Source organism: Micromonospora noduli, assembly GCF_003264475.1.
In the GTDB taxonomy this organism is placed as follows: Bacteria; Actinomycetota; Actinomycetes; order Mycobacteriales; family Micromonosporaceae; genus Micromonospora; species Micromonospora noduli.
The window spans coordinates 234,851-255,127 of record NZ_PYAC01000002.1; the positions used below are offsets into that span (position 1 = coordinate 234,851).

16 protein-coding genes are annotated in these 20,277 nt (G+C 72.8%); 7 read left to right on the forward strand and 9 right to left on the reverse strand.

Going from position 1 to position 20,277, the window contains the following annotated elements:
- Positions 1 to 68 precede the first annotated feature (68 nt).
- Entirely contained in the window at positions 69 to 1,643 is a 1,575-nt protein-coding gene (locus tag MED15_RS34520; protein ID WP_225855163.1) for a serine/threonine-protein kinase, read from the forward strand.
- A gap of 70 nt (positions 1,644 to 1,713) precedes the next feature.
- Here MED15_RS34520 and MED15_RS06670 read toward each other — a convergent pair whose 3' ends face one another.
- From MED15_RS06670 to MED15_RS06685, 4 genes are all read right to left on the reverse strand, one after another.
- Entirely contained in the window at positions 1,714 to 2,157 is a 444-nt protein-coding gene (locus MED15_RS06670; protein ID WP_112735024.1) for an HNH endonuclease, read from the reverse strand.
- 262 nt (positions 2,158 to 2,419) lie between these two features.
- The gene (locus MED15_RS06675; protein WP_112605152.1) at positions 2,420 to 3,628 is read right to left on the reverse strand and encodes a hypothetical protein; all 1,209 of its coding nucleotides are present in this window, start codon (positions 3,626 to 3,628) and stop codon (positions 2,420 to 2,422) included.
- Between the two features lie 67 nt (positions 3,629 to 3,695).
- Positions 3,696 to 5,249 (reverse strand): FAD-dependent oxidoreductase, encoded by a 1,554-nt coding sequence (locus MED15_RS06680; protein ID WP_112582895.1) that lies wholly within the window; start codon positions 5,247 to 5,249, stop codon positions 3,696 to 3,698.
- 24 nt (positions 5,250 to 5,273) lie between these two features.
- On the reverse strand, positions 5,274 to 5,762 hold the full coding sequence (locus MED15_RS06685) for an MSMEG_6728 family protein (protein WP_091403045.1): 489 nt from the start codon (positions 5,760 to 5,762) through the stop codon (positions 5,274 to 5,276).
- A gap of 95 nt (positions 5,763 to 5,857) precedes the next feature.
- On the opposite strand from MED15_RS06685, the gene MED15_RS06690 reads away from it, so the two are divergent.
- From MED15_RS06690 to MED15_RS06705, 4 genes are all read left to right on the forward strand, one after another.
- Positions 5,858 to 7,867, forward strand: a complete 2,010-nt coding sequence (locus MED15_RS06690) for a potassium channel family protein (RefSeq protein ID WP_244220392.1) — start codon at positions 5,858 to 5,860, stop codon at positions 7,865 to 7,867.
- A 227-nt stretch (positions 7,868 to 8,094) separates the two neighbouring features.
- The gene (locus MED15_RS06695; RefSeq protein WP_112582896.1) at positions 8,095 to 10,947 is read left to right on the forward strand and encodes an AfsR/SARP family transcriptional regulator; all 2,853 of its coding nucleotides are present in this window, start codon (positions 8,095 to 8,097) and stop codon (positions 10,945 to 10,947) included.
- A gap of 30 nt (positions 10,948 to 10,977) precedes the next feature.
- On the forward strand, positions 10,978 to 11,967 hold the full coding sequence (locus MED15_RS06700; RefSeq protein ID WP_112582897.1) for an ATP-binding cassette domain-containing protein: 990 nt from the start codon (positions 10,978 to 10,980) through the stop codon (positions 11,965 to 11,967).
- Positions 11,964 to 12,749: an ABC transporter permease gene (locus MED15_RS06705; RefSeq protein ID WP_112582898.1), complete on the forward strand. Its 786-nt coding sequence runs from the start codon at positions 11,964 to 11,966 to the stop codon at positions 12,747 to 12,749. The genes MED15_RS06700 and MED15_RS06705 overlap by 4 nt, the downstream gene beginning before the upstream one ends.
- 19 nt (positions 12,750 to 12,768) lie before the next feature.
- Here the strand turns inward: MED15_RS06705 and MED15_RS06710 are convergent, their stop codons facing one another.
- Positions 12,769 to 14,004 (reverse strand): APC family permease, encoded by a 1,236-nt coding sequence (locus MED15_RS06710; protein ID WP_112735025.1) that lies wholly within the window; start codon positions 14,002 to 14,004, stop codon positions 12,769 to 12,771.
- A gap of 11 nt (positions 14,005 to 14,015) precedes the next feature.
- On the reverse strand, positions 14,016 to 14,753 hold the full coding sequence (locus MED15_RS06715) for a phosphatase PAP2 family protein (protein ID WP_181518671.1): 738 nt from the start codon (positions 14,751 to 14,753) through the stop codon (positions 14,016 to 14,018).
- A gap of 132 nt (positions 14,754 to 14,885) precedes the next feature.
- On the opposite strand from MED15_RS06715, the gene MED15_RS06720 reads away from it, so the two are divergent.
- Complete coding sequence (locus tag MED15_RS06720) at positions 14,886 to 16,097, forward strand: DUF4032 domain-containing protein (RefSeq protein ID WP_373861038.1); 1,212 nt, start codon at positions 14,886 to 14,888, stop codon at positions 16,095 to 16,097.
- Between the two features lie 56 nt (positions 16,098 to 16,153).
- Here the strand turns inward: MED15_RS06720 and nagA are convergent, their stop codons facing one another.
- From nagA to MED15_RS06735, 3 genes are read right to left on the reverse strand one after another with little or no spacing between them, the layout of a single operon-like run.
- The gene (gene nagA / locus MED15_RS06725) at positions 16,154 to 17,263 is read right to left on the reverse strand and encodes an N-acetylglucosamine-6-phosphate deacetylase (protein WP_112582901.1); all 1,110 of its coding nucleotides are present in this window, start codon (positions 17,261 to 17,263) and stop codon (positions 16,154 to 16,156) included.
- Complete coding sequence (locus MED15_RS06730) at positions 17,260 to 18,210, reverse strand: ROK family protein (RefSeq protein WP_112735026.1); 951 nt, start codon at positions 18,208 to 18,210, stop codon at positions 17,260 to 17,262. Before MED15_RS06730 ends, nagA begins: the two co-directional genes overlap by 4 nt.
- Positions 18,211 to 18,265: 55 nt before the next feature.
- Positions 18,266 to 19,195, reverse strand: coding sequence for an SIS domain-containing protein (locus MED15_RS06735; protein WP_112582903.1), 930 nt, complete (start codon positions 19,193 to 19,195; stop codon positions 18,266 to 18,268).
- 200 nt (positions 19,196 to 19,395) lie between these two features.
- Between MED15_RS06735 and MED15_RS06740 the strand changes: the two genes are divergently transcribed.
- Positions 19,396 to 20,181: a DeoR/GlpR family DNA-binding transcription regulator gene (locus MED15_RS06740; protein WP_112735027.1), complete on the forward strand. Its 786-nt coding sequence runs from the start codon at positions 19,396 to 19,398 to the stop codon at positions 20,179 to 20,181.
- Positions 20,182 to 20,277: the final 96 nt, after the last annotated feature.

The window sequence follows — 20,277 nt, forward strand, 5'->3', positions numbered from 1 at the left end:
ACCCCACTCATCGCGGGATTTCGATCCCGGGTGCCCGGTTCTCAGGCCGGTACGGCAGGCTGTCCGTCGTGCAGCGTGATCAGTTGCTTGCGGGCCGCTACCGGCTCCTGGAGCGCCTTGGCAGTGGCGGCATGTCGGCGGTGCATCGGGCGTACGACGAGGTGCTCGAACGGGACGTGGCGGTGAAGGTGTTGGTCGCCTCGGACACCAACGCCCGACAGCGGATCCGAGGCGAGGCCAAGGCCGCGGCCCGGCTGTCGCATCCCCACGTGACGGGCGTCTACGACTACGGCGAATCGGTGCTGGACGGTGCCCAGGTCCCGTTCGTGGTGATGGAGTTGCTCGGCGGTCACACACTCGAACACCGGCTGGTGGTCGGGCCGTTGCCGCCGCGCCCCGGTCTGCGGGTGTGCGCCGAGGTGGCCTCGGCCCTCACCGCCGCGCATGAGCAGGGGTTGGTGCACCGCGACATCAAGCCGGGCAACGTGATGCTCACGCCAACCGGTGCGAAGGTGCTCGACTTCGGCATCGCGGCAGCCGCCGGCGCGCCGGAGATCGACTTCGAGGGGCGGCTGCTGGGCACGCCGGCGTACCTGGCGCCGGAGCGGTTGCTGGCCGGCGAGGTGCTGCCGGCCAGCGACGTGTACGCCCTCGGCCTGCTGCTGTACCGGGTGCTCACCGGCCGGTTGCCGTGGCCCGCTGAGACACAGACCGGGATGCTCCGCGTGCACACGCTCGTCGAGCCGGACCCGCTGCCCCCGATCGACGGCGTACCGCCCGAGGTGCACCGGCTCTACCGCTGGTGCCTGGCCGGCGACCCCGCCGACCGGCCGTCGGCCGCCGACGCGGCCCGCATACTGCTCGCCGCCGCCAGCGGCGCCGCCCCCGAGGCGGCTGCCGCTGCCTCGGCGGCAAACGTCGCAGAGTCGACCGGCCCCGGGTCGACCGGCGCCACAACCACGGCCGCACCAACCGGCACCGGGTCAACCGGCACCGAGCCGGCCAGGGCCGGACCGACCGGCACCGGGCAGACAGGGGCTGGGCCGACCCGGGATTCGGCGGCGCGGATGAGGCGCGGGCCGTGGCGTCGGCGGCGAGCCATTCTGACGGTCGGCGGAGCCGTGATCGCCGCAGTGGCGCTCGCCGGGTCGCTCGGGGACTTCAGCAATCGTCGACAGGGACAGATCGAAGCGCCGACCGGCAGCGGCCCGGGCACCACCACGGTGGGGATGCCCCGCACCGAGGAGTCGACCGACGCTGCCGATGCCGGACCGACCGCGGTGCCGCCGACCAGGAACACCGCGCCCGCTACCCGGATCAGCCCCCCGGCCGCTCCGGGCGGGACACTGGTCCCGGGCCCGACGAGCCCCACTTCTGACCCAACCCCGACCGCGCCGACTCCCACCGCTGCCGCCGCTGTACCCGTCGACGCTCGTGGCGGGACGGTCACTGCTCGCTGCGTGGGAAGGTCGGTCGAGGTGCTCACTGTGGTGCTTGCGCCCGATTTCCGGGTCGAGGGGTACGACCCGGGTCCGGCGAAGCAGATCGTGGTCGAGTTGACCTCTGCGGAGCACCGCAGCGAGATCCGGGTGCAGTGCCCCAATGGGCAGATGCAGTCGAAGGTCAAGGAACGCGCCGTCTGACCGGGGGCCGGCGGGTGCCGCGCCCGGGACGTACCCGGGACGCGGCCCCCCGTACCCGCCGGCCGGTCCGTCACCGCCCGGCCAGCGCCGCCCAGCCCGGGTTCACCGGCTCCCGACGCAGCGGCATGCCCGCCTCCGCTGGCGTCCGGTCCCCCTTGCGCTGGTTGCAGGCGTAGCAGGCGGCGGTGGTGTTCCGCCAGGTGTTCCGGCCGCCGCGCGAGCGGGGCACGACGTGGTCAATGGTGGAGGCCGGGCCGCCGCAGTACGCGCAGCACCGGTCGTCGCGGCGCAGCACACCGGCGCGCGACCAGGCCGGCCCGGAGTTGAACCTCCACCTGGTGACCACGAAGCGGACCAGCCGCACCACCCGGGGCAGCGGGAAGACCCCGATCACCCGGTCCGGCTCGGCCTCGTGGATCTCGGCCACCCGGCGGCAGAGCATGCGGACAGCGTGTTGAACGGTGACCCGGTGCAGCGGGCCGAGGTCGGCGTTGATGACGAGGACGGCGTCCACCGGGATCTCCCTCCGTGCTGATGACGAACAAGGCGACGACTTACAAGGCGACGACGAACAGGGCGATGAGGGACGGACAGCAAGAAGCCGCCCGGTCCGGCTGTCGGACGAGGCGGCTCAGCGCGTACGGATACGCGTCAGTCGGGCCGGCCCGCCCAGGGACCTTCCGCTCGGTAACCGTCACCGGGCAGCGTCGACAGCACGGTGCTGACGTGCCATGTCGTCATGAGCTGCTCCCGCGGTGGTGGTTGACCTTGCGCGCTCACGGTAGGTCGACCCGGGAGACACGGGCAACGTATTTCGATCGGCCAGCCTCGTCGGGACGCCGCTGGCGACGGGTGCGGGGAGCTGCTTTGGCCGAGACCTGGGCGGTGGTCAGCGGCCGGTTCAGCCGCAGGGCCATCCGTGCGGTGAGTTCGCTGTCCAGCAGGGGCCGGTTGACCTCCCCGGCGACGGCGAGGGCGGGCCCGGAGACCGACCTCCAGATCGCGGCCAGCCCGGCGCCGAGGCCCACCAGGGCGACGGTGGCCCGGGTGGTCGGTGAGCCGGCGGCCGCGGCGGCACTCACCCCGACGACCGCGAAGAGCACCAACAGCAGGGGTACGAGCACCGGCCAGAAAATGCCTCGGGCCGCCTGCGCCACCAGTCGCCGGTCTCGGATGATCAGGTTCCTGGCGATCACCGCGTAGTCCTCCTCGTCGAGCAGGTCGCGCGGGTGCAGGCCGCCGGTGAGCACGTCGCGCCAGAGGTCACCCTGGCCGCGCAGCGCCCGGCTCAGGGTGGCGGGCGTCGGCTCGGTCGGGTCCCCGTGGCCGGCCCGGTCGACAGCGCTCGCCCAGGCGGCCAGCGAGCGGCGCACCACCGCGGCCGAGTACGGCGGCAGCACGCTGGCCAGCTCGTCCAACCACCTGCTGATCTGGACCTGCCGGCCGCCGAACTGCCGCAGCAACTGCGTGACGTCACCGGCTCGGACGGTGTCGGCCACTGAACGGCCCAGTCGGTAGGCCAGCCCGACCCGATGGTTGGCGGCCATCGCCCAGCGCAGCACCTCCACGTTGAGGTCGTCGAGGGCGAGCAGCAGCGGCACCGGGTCGGCGGGGTCGGGCTGGCCCAGGTCGGGGAGCAGGGTTCGGGCGGCCGACGTGTCGGGCACCGGCCCGGTGTGCCGGGTGAGGTCGGCGATCTGGGCCAGGGCTACGTCCACCCCGTCGAGGTACATCCGCATCCGGCGGTGGGCGGACATCTCGGTGAGGTTGGAGAGTTTGGCCGGCGGTACGGCTGGGCGGGCCTCGACGAAGGCGCGGGGCTCGGCGTGCTGCCCGTGGTGATAGGCGTCCGCCATCCACCAACCCAGCCGGAGCGCGGTGACGATGCAGGCGCGCTCGTCGCGCATCAGCGGGTACGCGTCGTCGCGGCCGATCTCGTCGATCGACGAACCGTTCTCCGCGCCGGCGCGGTGCAGTGGTGACATCTCCCGCTGCCCTCCCGCCCGGCCGATCGACGGTTGATCATTCGAGCGTACGGCAGCGTACGGTGGCTTATGTTGTGTTTTGTCGATTTGGCCCGGTGCGACCGGCCAACAGCCCACGCGGTCGGATCGAGCGCACCGGCTCGGCCGCGCCACCCTCCGCGCGCAGGATGTGGTTCGCGGCGATGATCCCGGTCGCCGCCGAGCGTTCCATCAACGCGCTCGGGAAGCCCGTGGCGATGCCGTCGCCAGCCAGGTAGAGGCCGTTCGCGTCGGTTCGTACCCCCGGCCGCCAGGCGTGGCTGCCCGGCGTGAACGCCGGCGCCTGCGCCTCCACCCGGGCCCGCAGCTCGCGGACCCGCAGGTCGCCAGCCTCCGGCCAGAGCGCGACCAGCTCGCGGCGCATCCGCTCGGCCAGCTCCTCGGCCGGCACGCCGGGCTCGCAGGCGTACGCATGCAGCTCGACGACCGACCCTCCGGTCTGCTGCGCCCAGCGCCGCGGCTCGTTCTCCAGCCGGTGGTAGAGCGTCACCGAGTCCAGAGTGGGCTGGCGGGACACGCCGCTGAACACCGCCCGCTCGGCGGCCACGTCCCCGTCACACCAGTACCGCGCCACCGCGTACGGCGGGCCGGGGGTGCCGAAGGCCGGCATCCGTGCCGCCAGCTCGGGTGCCTGCTCGGCCAGGTCCGGGGAGGCCGCCACCAGCGCGGCGAGCGCCGGCGGGTCGACGGCGAGCACGACGTGACCCGCCGGATGGCTGCCGCCGTCGGTGGTCGTCACCCGCCAGCCCTCGGCGTCGCGGTGCACCCCGGTGGCGGCGCAGCCGGTGAGGACCCGGCCGCCGTGCTTCTCCACGTGCCGGGTCAGCGGCTCCCAGATCGCCGTGGCGTAGTCCTCGTCGGGGCAGTCGAAGGCCAGCCCCTCCGGGTTGCCGAGCAGATAGAAGTGGAACTGGGCGACCATCTCGGCGGCCGACATCTCCGCCTCGTGGTTGAAGAACGAGTGCGAGAAGACCTCGAACAGCATCGCCCGCGCCCGGTCCGGCAGTCGCAGCGACGCCAGCAACTCGTCGGCTGTGGTGTCGTCCAGGTCGGCGTAGGTGCGCACCGGGTCGTAGCTGAGCAGCGGCAGCGCCGCGTCCCGGTCCATCAGTCGCAGGTCGGCCAGGCGCAGGCTGGGGCTGCGCAGGAGCAGCGCCAGCAGGTTCGCCGGTGGCGCGGGTGGCAACCTGCCGAACTCCTCGGTCGGCCACTGCTCGCTGAGAATCGGGTAGCCCGGGATGGGCTTGAGGAAGCCGAGGTCACTGTCGATCCGGCGGAGGATGGACCGCCAGTTGTAGTACTGCCGGAAGAACGCGTGGAAGCCGTGCTCGTTCTGCTGGCTGCCGTCGGCGAGCGCCTCCGGCCAGGCGCCCAGTCGACCACCGAGGGTGGGTGCCGCCTCCAGCACCGTGACCGCCACACCCCGCTCGGCCAGCACCACCGCCGCCGACATCCCGGCGATGCCGCCACCCACCACCAGCGCCGTGGTCGGTCGCGGCACCCGGTCGGCGCCACCGCCGCCCGGGTCCACCTGGTGCTGCCGTACGCCGATCAGCCGACCTACCACTTGCGACAGCGCCATGGGCCCAGTCTGCCCCACTTTGGATCAGTCGGCTGGTAAGCAACGGCGGGGACGGTCGGAGGCCGGCCAGACGTACTCCAGATCCTCCGGCACGTCGTCGCCGAACAGCGGGCGGTAGTGCGTCGGGTCCTTGCGCAGCAGCGACGAGCGGTGACTCAGGTGCAGGTCGTCGCGGCCCAGCCACGGTGGCAGCTCACCGGCTCGGGCCAGCTCGTCCTGGGTTCGGATCACGCCGGCGCCGCAGGCGGCGGCGAGGTCGACGGTCATCGTGGTGGCGCAGGTGTCCGCCCGCCCCGGTTCGGTCCAGACCGCGCACATGTCCAGCCCGTAGCGGACGAGCGCCTCCTCGTACCCGGCCCACATCTTCACCGCCGGGTGGTTGCGCCAGCCGTACCCGGGTCGGGTGAGTCCACGCAGCACCTGGATGGCCTCCACCCGCTGCTTGCCGAGCCGCTTCTGGTCCAGCGTACGGGCGCTGGCCAGAAAGCCCGGGTACGGGAGGAACGTCTGCATGGCGCTGCTCTACCCGTCGCCGGAGCGGACATACCTGGTCCCGGGATGATCCGGACGGGGTCGCCCACCGTGGCCGTGCTGATTACGATCCGGGCATGGCGGAGCCGTGGCGGGACCGGGCGCGACGGGCGGTCGAGTGGAACTGGCGGCTGCGGTCCGTCGGTGATCCGCGCCCGCACTACGTGATCTGTGGCAGGGACGCGCTCGCCTACTACGTGGCCCGGGCGATGCTCGAATCCGAGCTGCCGACGGGTGGGGCCCGGGTGACAGTCGTGGTGCCCGAGCGTTACCGCAGCAACGGGCCGGACGTGGCCGGGCTGCGCGGCGTCCGCGTGGTCCGTTCGGACCGGCTGGACGTGGCCACCTTCGAGGCCGCCGGTCTGGCCGGCGCGACGGGGCTGGCCCTGTTGCACCAGGACGACGTGGGCAACCTGCACGCCGCGCTCTGCGCCCAGGCTGTCGACCAGCGGGTCCGCCAGGTGCTGCGGATGTTCAACGGCACTCTCGCCGACGGCGTACGCAAGCTGCTCAAGGCCCCGGTCGAGGTGCTCTCCGACGCCGAGATGGCCGCGCCGGCCTTCGTGGCCGCCGCGCTCAACGAGGTCGACCCGAGTTCCTTCCAGCATCGGGACAAGACGCTGCGGGTGGCGCGGCGGGCCGACGTCCGACCGCAGGACGTGGTCTGCGCGTTGGCGCACCTCAGTGAGACGCAGGGGGTGGAGCTGCTGCCGGCCGAGCAGGCCGGCGCCGACCTGGTGCTCGCCGAGGCGACCGGTCAGCCAGCGGGCACCGAGGTCGCCGCCCGCCGACTGGTCAAGGCACGTCGGCGGCGTCGTCCGGTCGCGGTGGTGATGGGGGCGGTACGTGGCTTCGCCACCCGCAAGATCGGCATAGCGGTGATGGCGGTGCTCGCGCTGATCGCGGTGCTGGGAGCGCTGATCTCCCGGGCTGAGGACGTCTCTCCGCTGGAGGCGCTGTACCTGACGCTGGTCACCACGCTCAGCGGCGCCGACCCGGACACCACCAAGGCGGCGGACGCCCAGATCATGCAGGTGGTGCTCAACCTGGCCGGGTTGGCGCTGATCCCACTGATCACCGCCGTCGTGGTGGACGGCATCGTCAACGCCCGGCTGGCCCTGCACACCGGCCGCCTGCAACCCGCGCGGGTCGGGCACGTGGTGGTGATCGGCCTGGGCAACGTCGGCACCCGGGTGATGGCGCAGCTGCGCGAGTACGACGTCGAGGTGGTGGCGATCGACAAGGACCCGGAGCCGCGCGGCGCCGCACTGGCCCGCCAACTGGAGGTGCCGCTGATCGTCGGCGACGCCGCGTTGCCGGAGACGCTGGTCGCCGCGTCGGTGGCCGACTGCCAGGCGCTGGTGGTGGCGTCCACCGACGACGTGGCCAACCTGGAGGCGGCGCTCGCTGCCCGCGACCTCCGCGCCGACCTGCGCGTGGTGCTTCGGCTCTTCGACGGTGACTTCGCCGAACGGGTGGAGGAGACCTTCGCGCTCGGCGTGTCCCGCTCGGTCTCCTACCTGGCCGCCCCTGCCTTCATCGGGGCGCTCACCGAACGCGCCGTGATCAGCACCATCCCGGTCGACCGGCACGCGTTGCCGGTCGCCGAGGTGCCGGTCGCCGCCGGCTCTGAGCTGGACGGTCGACCGCTGGGTGTGGTCAACCGGGACGGGCAGGTCCGGCTGATCGCCCGCACCCCGGCGGGCGGCGCCAAGACCATCTGGTGGAAGGACCTCGACCCTCGGCAGGTGATCTTCGCCGGTGACCGGCTGACCGTGGTCGCCCGGCGGCGCGGGTTGGACTGGCTGACGCGGCAGTGCGCCCCGCCCGCCTCGGCAAAGGTGACCATGCCGCAGGGGCACGTGGGTTCGGTGCCCCGGCCCGTGCCCACCCAGTCGGGCGCCGTTGCGGCCGAGCCCACCGCTGGCGAGGAGCCGCCTGTATCGACGGCGGTCCCCGGGTCGTTGCCGGCGTCGACCGACTGGGAGGTCGCCGCCTCGGCCCCCGACGCGACAGGGCAACCGGCAGGTCACCCCGCACCTTCCAGCGGTAGTGATCCTCGAACCCGAACGAGCGAAGAGCAGTGACCAGACGCTCCGCGCCGGACGTGTCTGTCTTTTGAGCGGTATTCCTCTGAGTCATAAATATGACTCAGAGGAATACCGCTCAATGCGAGCAGGCCCATCGCGCGGGCTTGTCCCCGATGTACGTGGTGTGGGACAACGAGCACCCGGAGCGTGAGTGGCCCTCCTAAACCGAAGGGTCGACGGTTCGGGCCGCAGGAACCGGCGCGCGGTGGGCGACAATCCATGGCATGCGTTTCCGCATCCTGGGGCCGACCCAGGTGGTGCTGGCCGACGGGCGAGAGGTCCCCGTGGGCGGTCCGCGGCTGCGCGCCCTGCTGGCGCTCCTCCTGCTCGACGCGGGCCGGGTGGTCTCCGCGGAGCGCCTGATCGACGGCCTGTACGGGGAGCATCCGCCCCGGGGCGCGGCGAACGCGCTCCAGTCCCAGGTGTCGCGGCTGCGCCAGGCCCTGCCCGCCGGGCACGACCCGGTCGAGTTTCACCCGGCCGGATATCGCCTGGCGGTGGACCCCGACGACGTCGACGCGTACCGGTTTGAACGGCTCGCCGAGGCGGGGCGCCGCGCGCTCGTCGACGGCGACTGGCACCGCGCGGCGGCGGTGTTGCGCGAGGCGCTGGAGCTGTGGCGTGGTCCCGCCCTGGCCGATGCCATCGGCGCAGCCGGCGCGCCCGCGCAGGCGGCCCGGCTGGAGGAGCTGCGGTTGGCCGCCATCGAGGATCGGGTCGAGGCGGACCTGGCGTTGGGCGTACACGGCACGCTGATCGCGGAGTTACGGGAGCTGGTCGTCGCGCATCCGTTGCGGGAGCGGGCGCGGGGCCAGCTCATGCGTGCCCTGGCGGCACTGGGTCGGCCGGCGGAGGCGCTGGCCGAGTTCGAGGACGCCCGGCACACGCTGGCCGAGCAGCTCGGCGTCGACCCATCGGCGGAGTTGGCCGCGGTCCACCTGGCGGTGCTGCGCGGTGAGGAACGCGGGTCGGCCGAACCGGTGCTGCCGAGTCAACTCACCACCTTCGTCGGGCGCGAGGAGGAGCTCAAGCGTGTCGGCGACCTGCTCGGCGATCGCCGGCTCGTCACCCTCACCGGCCCCGGGGGCGCGGGCAAGACGCGCCTGGCGATCGAGGCCGCGGGCCGGGTCGACGGGGAGGTCCGTTTCGTCGAGCTGGCCGGGCTGGCCGACGGGTCGGACGTTCCGCAGGCGGTGCTGAGCGCGCTCGGCCTGCGCGACGCGGGCCTGCGCGCCCCGGCCGAGTCGGGCTGGCAGACCACCGACCGGCTGGTCGAGGCGCTCGCCGAGCGGCAACTGCTGCTGGTGCTCGACAACTGCGAACACGTCCTCGTCGACGCGGCCCGGCTGGCAGCCCGGTTGCTGAGCGCGTGCCCGGCGTTGCGCGTCCTGGCCACCAGTCGGGAGCCGCTCGGGCTGGCCGGTGAGGCGCTGTGCCCGCTGTCCGGGCTCACAGTGCCGCCGCTCGGCGCGTCCGTGCTGGACGCCGACGAGTACGCGGCGGTCGGCCTCTTCGCCCAGCGGGCCGCCGACGTCGCGCCCGACTTCACCGTCACGCCGGCCAACGTCGAGATGGTGCTGCGGATCTGCCGCAGCCTGGACGGCCTGCCGCTGGCGATCGAGTTGGCCGCCGCGCGGCTGCGTGCGCTGTCCGTGGCCGAGGTGGCCGCACGTCTCGACGACCGGTTCCGGCTGTTGTCGACGGGCAACCGGGCCGTGTCGCCGCGACACCGCACTCTGCGGGCCGTTGTCGAGTGGAGTTGGGATCTGCTCGACAACGCCGAACGGGAAGTGGCCCGACGGCTGACCGTCTTCGCCGGTGGAGCCACGCTGGAGGCGGCCGAGCGAATCTGCGGCCTGCCCACCGCCGAGTTCGTCGACGCGCTCACCGGTCTCGTCGACAAGTCCTTCGTGGAGATGACCGGCGGTCGGTACCGGATGCTCGAAACGGTGCGGGCCTTCTGCGCCGAGCGTCTCGCCGAGGCCGGCGAGGCCGACCAGCTCCGTCGCGCGCACACCGCGTACTTCCTGGAATTCGCCTGGACCGCCAGCGATCACCTTCGCTGCGCGGAGCAGCTGCACTGGCTGCGACGGCTCGACGCGGAGCGGGACAACCTGCACGCGGCGTTGCGCCGGGCCACCGCGGCCGGTGACGCGTCCGAGGCGGCCGGAATGGTCGCGGCCCTGTCGTTCTACTGGTGGCTGCGCGGCATGCGCGGGGAAGGGGCGCGGCTCGCCGCGGACGTCCTCGAACTGCTCGGCACCGAGGCGCCGCCGGGGTTGGGTGAGGAGTTCGCCCTCTGCGTCTACAACGCCTCGCTCGCCGGCTCCGGTCCTCTGCCGTCCCTCGGGACGCAGCGGTCCGTGATCCGCAGCCTCGACGGGCCGCCCCGACAGCCCTTCCTGCTGTACCTGTCGGGGATCTCGACGGGACCGCCGTCCGGCGGTGCCGAGGACGTCGACGAGCTGATGGGGGAGCTGCGACGGCTGGTCGGCCCGGACCCGTGGATCAACGCGCTCGGCGCGATGGGCACCGGCTCGGCGCTGATGTGGAGCGACCAGCGGGACCGGGCCAGGGCAGCGCTGGCCACCGCGCTCGACGGCTTCCGCGGCACCGGGGACCGGTGGGGCACCATGATCACGCTCGGTGCGCTCGGCGAACTGGCCGCCTGGCAGGGCGACCCGGAGACCGCGGGCACCCACATGGATGAGGCCATGGGACTGGTCGAGGCGCTCGGGTCGGCCGTCGACCAGGCCGACATGCTGCGTACCCGGGGCGAGATCAGGCTGCGCGCCGGTGACCTCGCGGGGGCGCACGACGACTTCGCCGGTGCGTTGCTCCTCGCGCAGCGCAGCGGCGCGCCCGAGTTCGTGGCCAGCGCCCGGCTCGGCCTCGCCCAGGTGGCCCGGGTGCGCGGGGACCTGGCCGCCGCGAGGCGGTTCTGCGAGGAGGCGTTGACCGGCGGGCTCACCGGCTGGTACGTCGGCGAGGCCGCCCGTGCGGAGATCATTCTCGTCCTGAAGGAGATCACCGAGGCGGAGAAGGCCGGTGCGCCGCCGTCAGCGGGCGGTGCGTGATCCGTCAGCGCCCCGCCGCACCGTGGGGGCATGACGACATTCGAGGTGGTCGCCGAGGGTCTGGGCAAGCGGTACGGCCCGACCCGCGCGCTCGACACGTTCGACCTGACCGTGCCGCCCGGCACGGTCCACGGACTGCTGGGACCGAACGGCGCGGGCAAGACGACTGCCGTACGGATCCTCACCACGCTGCTGCGCTTCGACACGGGAAGGGCCACAGTGGCCGGGTACGACGTGCTGCGCCGGCCGGAGGAGGTGCGCGCCCGGATCGGGCTGACCGGGCAGTACGCCGCGGTTGACGAGATCCTCAGCGGCCGGCAGAACCTGGAGCTGTTCGGCCGGCTGTTCCGGCTCGGCCGACGAGAGGCCCGCCGACGCGCCGGTGAGCTGCTGGAACGGTTCGGGCTCGACGAGGCGGCGGCTCGGTCCGCCGGTGAGTACTCGGGTGGGATGCGTCGCCGACTGGACCTCGCCGCCAGCCTGATCCGCACACCGCGCGTGCTGTTCCTGGACGAGCCGACGACCGGCCTGGACCCGCGCAGTCGCAACCAGGTGTGGGACCTGGTGCGGGGTCTCGTGGCGGACGGGACGACGGTGCTGCTCACCACGCAGTACCTGGAGGAGGCCGACCAGCTCGCCGACCGGATCTCGGTGATCGACGCCGGTCGGGTGGTGGCCGAGGGCTCACCGGACCAGCTGAAGGCGATGACCGGCGGCGACCGTATCGAGGTGGTGGTCCGCGACGCGGCCGAGCTGAGCCACGCGGCCCGCCTCGTCGCGCCGATCTGCGGTGCGGAGCCCGAACTCGACCCGGAGGTCCGACGGCTCAGCGTGCCGGTGGTCGATCGCGTCGCCGGCCTGGTCGACGTGGTTCGCGCGCTGGACGACGCCGGGATCGCGGTCGAGGACATCGGCCTGCGGCGCGCGACGTTGGACGAGGCGTTTCTGCACCTGACCGGGCACCGGCCGGACGAGGCCCGCGAGCCCGTGGCGGCGGGACGAAAGGCGGACGTGGCATGACCACTGTGATCGCTGACGGCTGGACGATGACCAGGCGGAACATGACCCATGTGATCCGCGCTCCGGAGGAACTGATCCTCTACTTCTCGCTGCCGATCATGTTCGTGCTGGTCTTCGGGTACGTGTTCGGCAGCGGCATGCAGGTGGCGGGCGGTGGCAGCTACCGCGAGTTCCTGCTGCCGGGGGTCTTTGTGATGACGATGCTCTACGGGCTGGGGGCCACCGCGACCGGCGTGGCGCTGGACCTCAGCCGGGGTGTGGTCGACCGGTTCCGGTCGATGCCGATGGCACGGTCGGCCCTGATGACCGGTCGCAGCGCCGCCGACCTGCTGCGCGCCCTACTGGAGATGTCCACCCTCCTGGTGTGTGGGCTGCTCGTCGGGTGGCAGTGGCGACAGGGTGTCGGCAAGGCGTTGCTCGCCGTCGGTCTCCTCCTGCTGCTGCGAATCGCGATCACCTGGGTCGGGATCTACCTGGCGTTGCTGGTCCGCAACCCGGACACGGTCGGTGTGATCGTCTTTCCGGCGGCGTTCCCGTTGAGCGCGATCTCCAACGTCTTCGTGTCGCCCGAGCTGATGCCTCCGGTCATCGGGACGATCTCGGAGTGGAACCCGTTGTCGGCCACCGTGGCGGCGATCCGAGAACTGTTCGGCAACCCGGGCCTGGGTGGCGACTCCTGGCCGGCGGAGCACGCGATGCTGTTGGCGGTGCTGTGGCCGGTGCTGCTGATCGCGACGTTCGCCCCGCTGGCCGTGCGCCGCTACCAGCGGTTGAGCCGATGACTCCGGCCGCCCGCCGGGGTCAGCGGCGAGCCCGCAGCGCGTAGAAGGCGGCACCGACGGCGAGCACGCCGAAGCCGGCGAGAACGCTGCCCAGCGGCAGGTTGACCGCCAGCAGCAGGCAACCGAAGAGCCCCAGACCGGCGAGCACCCGGACCGGCAAGCGTCGGTCCGGGTCCCGGCCCAGTGTGAGCGCAGCCGCGTTGGTGATCGCGTAGTAGACGAGCACCGTGCAGCTGGAGAAGCCGATCGCCTCGCGTACGTCGCCGAGCAGCACCACCACGATCACCACGCCGGCGACCGCCAGTTCGGCGCGGCGCGGCACCTGGTGCACCCGGTGCACGGCGGCCAGCGCGCCGGGCAGGTCACGGCGGCGGGCCATGGCGAGGGTGGTCCGACCGACCCCGGCGACCAGGGACAGCAGCACCCCGACGACAGCGATGGTGGCACCGGCGCGGACCACCCACGCCAGGCCGGGCAGCCCGGCGGCGGTCACCACGTCGACCAGGGGCGCGGCAGAATCGGCCAGCCGGTCGGCGCCGAGCACGCCGAGGGCGACCACGGCCAGCACCAGGTAGATCACGAGCACCACCCCGAGCGCCAGCGGCACCGCGCGCGGGATGGTCCGCTGCGGGTCGCGGACCTCCTCGCCCAGCGTGGCGATCCGGGCGTACCCGGCGAAGGCGAAGAACAGCAACCCGGCGGCGGTGAGCACGCCCCGCGCCGAACCGCCGGGCTCGCCGAGCCGGTCCAGATGCACCGGCCCACCTACCAGGCCGACGACAGTGACCACTGCCAGCACCGCCAGCACCAACGCGACCAACGCCCTGGTCACTGTGGCGGTCTTGCCGATGCCACGCAGGTTCACCGCGGTCACCGCGAGCACCGCGCCGACGGCGACCAGACGGGCCTGGCCCGGCCAGAGGTACGCCCCGACGGTCAGCGCCATCGCCGCACAGCTCGCCGTCTTGCCGACCACGAAGCCCCAACCGGCCAGAAACCCGGCGAACGGCCCGAGGCGCTCCCGGCCGTAGACGTAGGTGCCGCCGGACTCCGGGTAACGGGCCGCGAGCCGCGCCGAGCTGGTCGCGTTGCAGAAGGCGACAAAGCCGGCCAGCGCCAGCGCGGGCAGCAGGCCGGCGCCGCCGGCCGCCGCCACCGCCGGGCCGAAGACCACGAAGACGCCCGCACCCAGCATCGAGCCCAACCCGATGACAACCGCATCGGGTACGCCCAGCCGCCGCGCCAGTTGATTCACGAGCCAGAACCCTAGGGGTACGAGGTGAACGGCCGGTCCCATCCGCGTAACCGGCCCGGGAGCGGCACGCCGTCCCAGGGTGCCCGGTGCAGCAGCCGGTCCAGGAGCAGGCCCAGCAGCAGCCCGGCCACCGAGTCGGTCAGCCAGTGCCAGCCGAGATAGGTGGTGGTGGTGAGGACGACCAGCGGCGGCACGACGCGGATCACGGTGACGAGCCGGGCCGGCAGTTGGCGGCCGAAGCTGCGGGCCAGCGGGGCGAGCAGCATCGCGATGACCCCGTACCAGACGATCGCGTTGGCGACGTGCCCCGACGGGTAGGACTGGGCGAACCGCACCGGCAGGTCGTCGTGGAACAGCGGCAGGGTCTGCTCGGGCGTCAGGAACGGCTCCTTGACGCTGGCGCTCGGTGCCGCCCGCGCGGTCCAGATCTTGAGCGGGCCGATCGTCAGGTTGGTCAGCACGAACGCGACCACCGGAGGCAGGATCGGCCGCACCGACCGCAGCCGGACGGCCAGCAGCACGCCCAGCCCGGCGGCGATCAACGTCAGCGGAGTGCCCTGGCCGAGGAAGTTCAGCACCCGGGCCACCCAGTACGCGGCGGCCGGCCGGTGCCCGTCGGCCCAGTCGGCGACCGCCCGGTCCAATCCGAAGAGCTGGTCGGCGGCGAGCGCCACCGTCAACCCGACCAGACCGACCAGCAGGAGCACGTCGAACCACCAGCCGGCCGGGCGGACGGGCCGTAGCCGCAGGTCACGTCGTACCGCTGTGGGTTTGAGCACGCGACCACGCTACCGGCCCGGCGCGAGACCGGGGTGTGCGGCGCTGTGGGCCCAACCACGATCAGGGGCGGATGAGGGGGGCGACCAGTCATGCTTGTGCCCGTGCGGATCACGTCTGCCCTCGTGGACCCGGCGCTGCTCGACCTGCCCTGGTCGACACCGCTGGAGGAGTGGCCTGCCCAACACCTGGTGGCGCTGCCACAGGGCATCTCCCGGCACATCGTCCGTTTCGTCCGGTTGGGCGACTACGTGTACGCGTTCAAGGAGACCCGCGAGCGGATCGCCGAGCGGGAGTACGACCTGCTCCGGGCCCTGGAACGGATCGACTTTCCCTCGGTCGAGGCGGTGGCGGTCGTCGCCGACCGGCAGACCGAGGACGGGGAGCCGCTCGAATCGGTGCTGATCACCAGGCATCTGCAGTTCTCGCTGCCGTACCGGGCGCTCTTCTCGCACACCCTCCGGCCGGAGACGATGAGCCGGCTGCTCGACGCGCTCGCCGCCCTGATCGTGCGGATGCACCTGACCGGCTTCTTCTGGGGCGACTGCTCGCTGTCGAACACGCTGTTCCGGCGGGACGCGGGCGCCTTCGCCGCCTACCTTGTGGACGCGGAGACGGGTGCCCTGCACAACTCGCTCTCCAACGGTCAGCGCGGTGAGGACCTGGAGATCGCCCGGGTGAACATCTTCGGTGAGGCGCTGGACCTGCAGGCCGCCGGCCTGCTGCATGAGTCCATCGACCCCGAGGTGGTCTGCGAGGAGGTCGTGCAGCGCTACGAGCGGCTCTGGCACGAGATCACCTATGAGCAGGCGATCGAGCGGGAGGCCCGGCACGACATCGAGGGCCGGATCCGCCGCCTCAACGAGCTGGGCTTCGACGTCGCCGAGGTGGCCATGTCGTCCATCGACGACGGGCGGTTCCTGGTTCGGCCGAAGGTCGTCGACGCCGGCTACCACACCCGCCGGCTGCTGCGGCTGACCGGGCTGGACGCCGAGGAGAACCAGGCCCGCAAGCTGCTCAACGACCTGGACGCCTACCGCGCGGAGAGCGACCTGATCGACGAGCAGCAGGCCGCGCACCGCTGGCTCACCGAGGTCTTCGAGCCGGTGGTCCGGGCCGTCCCCGCGAACCTGCGCCGCAAGCTGGAGCCGCAGGAGCTGTTCGCCCAGATCATCGAGCACAAGTGGCTGCTCTCCGAGAAGGCCGGCCGGGACGTCGGCATGCGCCACGCGGTCCAGTCGTACCTGTCCGACGTGCTGGTGCACCGCCCCGACGAGCAGGCCGTCCTCGGCGTCGAGGTCCCCGCCATCGGCTGAGCTGGGCCTCCGCCTGCTCCGGCGGATGCGAGCGCCGGCGGGGACGGACGCCCCCGTCACTCCACCCAGGAGCCTCCGCGCAGCACCCGCACCACGTTGAGGTCGTCGTCGAGCACCACCAGGTCGGCGCGGAGACCCACCTGGAGGGCCCCGAGCCGGTCGCCGAGGCCGATGGCCCGCGCCGGGGTGGTGGCCACCATCCGAGCGGCGTCGGCGATCGGGATTCCGGCGTTCACGGCGTGCCGCAGCGCGGCGTCCATGGTCAGCGTGCTGCCGGCGATCGCGCCGTCGCGGGCGAGTCGAGCCACACCGTCGGCGACGGTGACGGCCTGGCCGCCCAACTCGTACTCGCCGTCGGGCATGCCGGCGGCGGCCATCGCGTCGGTGATCAGTGCGGCGCGGTCCGGGCCGGCGGTCGCGGTGACGAAGGTCAGCATGCCGTCGTGCAGGTGCACCCCGTCGGCGACCAGCTCGCAGATCACGGTGGGCGCGTCGAGCAGGGCCACCACCGGCCCCGGCTCACGGTGATGCACCGGCCGCATCCCGTTGAACAGGTGGGTGCCGACACTCGCGCCGGCGGCGACCGCGGCGCGGGTCTGCTCGTACGTGGCGTCGGTGTGGCCCACCGCCGTCACCACCCGCTGCGCGGTGAGCAGCTTGATCGCCTCCAGCGCACCGTCGCGCTCCGGGGCCAGGGTGACCATCCGGATCGCGCCCCGGCCCAGTTCGATCAGCTCGGTCAGCTCGTCGGTCGACGGGTCGCGCAGGTACTCCGGGTTCTGTGCGCCGCAGCGGGCGGCCGACAGGTACGGCCCCTCGAAGTGGATTCCCGCCAACACGCCCTCGTCGACCAACGGGGCGAACGCCTCGGTGGCCGTACGCATCAGCGGAAAGGGCGCGCTGACCAGGCTCGCCAGCAGCGTGGTGGTGCCGTGCGCGAGGTGGAAGTCGGCCGCCGCGCGGGCCTCGTCGGCGTCCCCGGTGGTGAAGGTGTGCCCGCCACCGCCGTGCGTGTGCATGTCCACGAATCCGGGGAGGATCCAGTGCCCGTCGCGCACCGACGGATACTCGGCCACCGCTGTGATCCGATCACCGTCCCACTCGACGCAGCCCTGTCGGACGACTCCGGTCGGGGTCACCACTCGGCCGTTCACCCGTACGGTCATCGCTTCTCCTGATGGTCACGGACACCCATGGCGTCCAGGGCGAGCAGGGCGGCACCGAGGCAACCGGCCTCGTCGCCGAGGGCTGCCGCGACCAGTTGCGGCTCCCGGTGGAAGGTCATTCGTTCGTGCAGCGCCGCCCGCAGCGGGGTCAGCAGCAGGTCTCCGGCCTGGGCCAGGCCGCCGCCGAGCACGATCGTCGCCACGTCGAACAGCGCCTGCCCGCTGGCGAGGCCGTCGGCGAGCGCCTCGACGGCCTCCTGCCAGACCTGTCCGGCGAGCTGCTCGCCGGCCGCGGCCCGCTCGGCCACCCCGGCCGCCGTCACCGGGGCGTCCGCGGTGTCGCCAGCGAGTTCGGCGTAGCGGCGGCCGATCGCGGCGGCCGACGCCATCGCCTCCAGGCAGCCGGGGCGGCCGCAGCCGCAGCGTGGACCGTCGGGCCGGACCAGGATGTGGCCGATCTCCCCGGCTGCGCCGTGGGCCCCCACCGCGGCCGTGCCGTCCACGACGTGCGCGGCGGCGATGCCGGTGCCGATCGCCACGAACAGCACGTGCCCCGCGCCGCGTCCGGCGCCGAGCCGGGCCTCGGCGAGACCACCGACACGCACGTCGTGGCCGAGCGCCGTCGGCAGGCCGAGCCGCTGCACCATCAGGTCCCGCAGGGGTACGTCCCGGAAGCCCACATTCGCCGACCAGACCGCGACGCCGCGTGCCTCGTCCACCACCCCGGGCACGGCGATGCCGACCGCGATCGGGGTGAGCCCGTCGGCGCGGGCCTTGTCGGCCAGCCCGCCGGCCACCTCCAGGATGGTGCCGACCACGGCGGCCGGGCCGCGTGCGGCGTCGGTGGGGTGCCGTTCGGTGCGCACCACGACGCCGTCCGGTCGGACCAGGGCGCACTTCATGCCGGTGCCGCCGACGTCCAGCGCAACGACCACGCGGTCGCTCACGGCGCCAGCTCGGTTCGCGACTGCGGGGCTCGCAACCCCGGCTCACTCCTCGCGCTCACGCCAACACCACGGACCGGGTCAGGTGGCGGGGCGCGTCCGGGTCGAGGCCCCGGCTGGTGGCCAGCGCGACCGCGAAGCGTTGGGCCAGGATCAGGTCGGCCATCGGGTCGACCGGGGTACGGCCGGCGGACCAGCTGCCCAGCACGGTGCGCCAGCCATGCGTGCGGCTGTGCACGAAGGCCGCGCCGGTGGCCGCCACGTCCTCGGGCAGCCCGTCGGGCAGCTCACCGAACGCCCAGACCAGCCGGCCCGGCGCGGCGACCGAGATGGGCCCGTGCCGGTAGTCCATCGCCGGGTACGCCTCGGCCCAGAAGGTGGCCGCCTCGCGGCACTTCAGCGCCGCCTCCTGGGCCAGCCCGATCGTCCACCCCCGACCGAGGAAGGTGACCTGCTCGATGGTGGCCGGGTCGATCGGCAGCGGGGATCGCACCGCGACCTCGGCGTCGGCGGCGAGCGCGGTCACCGGGTCGCCGAGCTGGGCCCGGAGCAGGGCCAGCGCGCTGGTCGCGAAGCGGGTCTGCACCACCGACCGTTCGTCGGCGAAGGGCATGGCCACGGTGGCTGCGGCCAGCTCGACCGCCGGGGACGTGGGGTCACCGACGATGACTGTGGTGGGTGTCCGTCCGCGCAGCGCGGCGAGCAGTTCCAGCACCTCGGTGGTGGTGCCGGAGCGGGTGATCGCGATCAGCCGGTCGTAGCGGCGGCCGGCGGGGAACTCGGACGCCTGGAACGCGTCGGTCTCACCCTGGCCGGCCTGCTCGCGGCGGGCCGCGTACGCCATCGCCATGAACCACGACGTGCCGCAACCGACGACGGCGACCCGCTCCCCGGGGCGCGGCAGGTCACCGCGTACGACCTCGGCCAGCCGGGCCGCCTCCCGCCAGCAGTCGGGTTGGCTCGCGATCTCCGCGTCCACGTACGCCATGGGAAACTCCTCGCAGGGCCGATCGGTGCGCAATACGGCTCGTTAGACCCGCATTTCGCGCGTTATTCTGCGCGAACGCGGGTGACCATGGCAACCGGCCGGCCGATCGCGCAGGTCAGCCTTTTGCGCCAGCCTAGTTTCGCGCACTAGTGTGCACGCAATCAATCACCGTCCGTGCAGTTGCTGGGAGGGCCCCCGCGGTGGACCGGTACGCCAGATGGAACGCCCTGCTCGAAATGCTGACCGACAACGGCCGGGTCAGCGTCGAGGCGGCAGCCGAGCGGCTGGACGTCTCCCAGGCCACCATCCGGCGTGACTTCGACCAGCTCGCGCAGCAGCAAATGATCACGAGGACCCGGGGCGGCGCGGTCGCCAACGGCGTGTCGTACGACCTGCCTCTGCGCTACAAGACGGCCAAGCACTCGGCCGAGAAGCAGCGGATCGGGGCGGCTGCCGCCGCGCTCGTCACGCCGGGCACCGTGGTCGGCCTGAACGGCGGCACCACCAGCACCGAGGTGGCGAGGGCGCTCGCCGTGCGACCGGATCTGAACACCAGTGCCGAAGGTGCCCAGCTCACAGTGGTGACAAACGCGCTGAACATCGCCAACGAGCTGCTGGTTCGATCCCGGATGAAGGTCGTGGTGGCCGGCGGCGTGGTGCGCCCGAAGTCGTTCGAGCTGGTCGGCCCGCTGGGCGGGGCGCTGCTGCGCGAGGTCACCCTGGACGTCGCCCTGCTCGGCGTGGACGCGATCGACCCGCAGCTCGGCGCCGCCGCCCACCACGAGGGGGAGGCGGCGATGAACAACCTGATGGTGGCCCGCGCCAAGCGCGTGGTGATCATCGCGGACTCGTCCAAGCTGGGGGGTCACGCCTTCGCCCGGATCTGCCCGGTCGAGCGGGTGGAGACGCTGGTGACCGACTCCGGTGCCGCGCCGGAGGTGGTGGACGCGTTCCGCGCCGGCGGCGTGCAGGTCATCTGCGCCTGAAGGGTCACGCTCCGTCGATGAACTAGCCTGATCGGCGCGTCGATGCATACCGCGTATTGCGCGCTTCTGCATACCGCGTATGGTGTCGGCTGTCAC

What these genes read in the sequence shown, in the direction of transcription:
- MED15_RS06675 (WP_112605152.1), bottom strand. Translation starts at nt 3,628, where the DNA reads ATGTCACCACTGCACCGCGCCGGCGCGGAGAACGGTTCGTCGATCGAC.
- MED15_RS06680 (WP_112582895.1), bottom strand. Translation starts at nt 5,249, where the DNA reads ATGGCGCTGTCGCAAGTGGTAGGTCGGCTGATCGGCGTACGGCAGCAC.
- MED15_RS06685 (WP_091403045.1), bottom strand. Translation starts at nt 5,762, where the DNA reads ATGCAGACGTTCCTCCCGTACCCGGGCTTTCTGGCCAGCGCCCGTACG.
- MED15_RS06690 (WP_244220392.1), top strand. Translation starts at nt 5,858, where the DNA reads ATGGCGGAGCCGTGGCGGGACCGGGCGCGACGGGCGGTCGAGTGGAAC.
- MED15_RS06695 (WP_112582896.1), top strand. Translation starts at nt 8,095, where the DNA reads ATGCGTTTCCGCATCCTGGGGCCGACCCAGGTGGTGCTGGCCGACGGG.
- MED15_RS06700 (WP_112582897.1), top strand. Translation starts at nt 10,978, where the DNA reads ATGACGACATTCGAGGTGGTCGCCGAGGGTCTGGGCAAGCGGTACGGC.
- MED15_RS06705 (WP_112582898.1), top strand. Translation starts at nt 11,964, where the DNA reads ATGACCACTGTGATCGCTGACGGCTGGACGATGACCAGGCGGAACATG.
- nagA (WP_112582901.1), bottom strand. Translation starts at nt 17,263, where the DNA reads ATGACCGTACGGGTGAACGGCCGAGTGGTGACCCCGACCGGAGTCGTC.
- MED15_RS06735 (WP_112582903.1), bottom strand. Translation starts at nt 19,195, where the DNA reads ATGGCGTACGTGGACGCGGAGATCGCGAGCCAACCCGACTGCTGGCGG.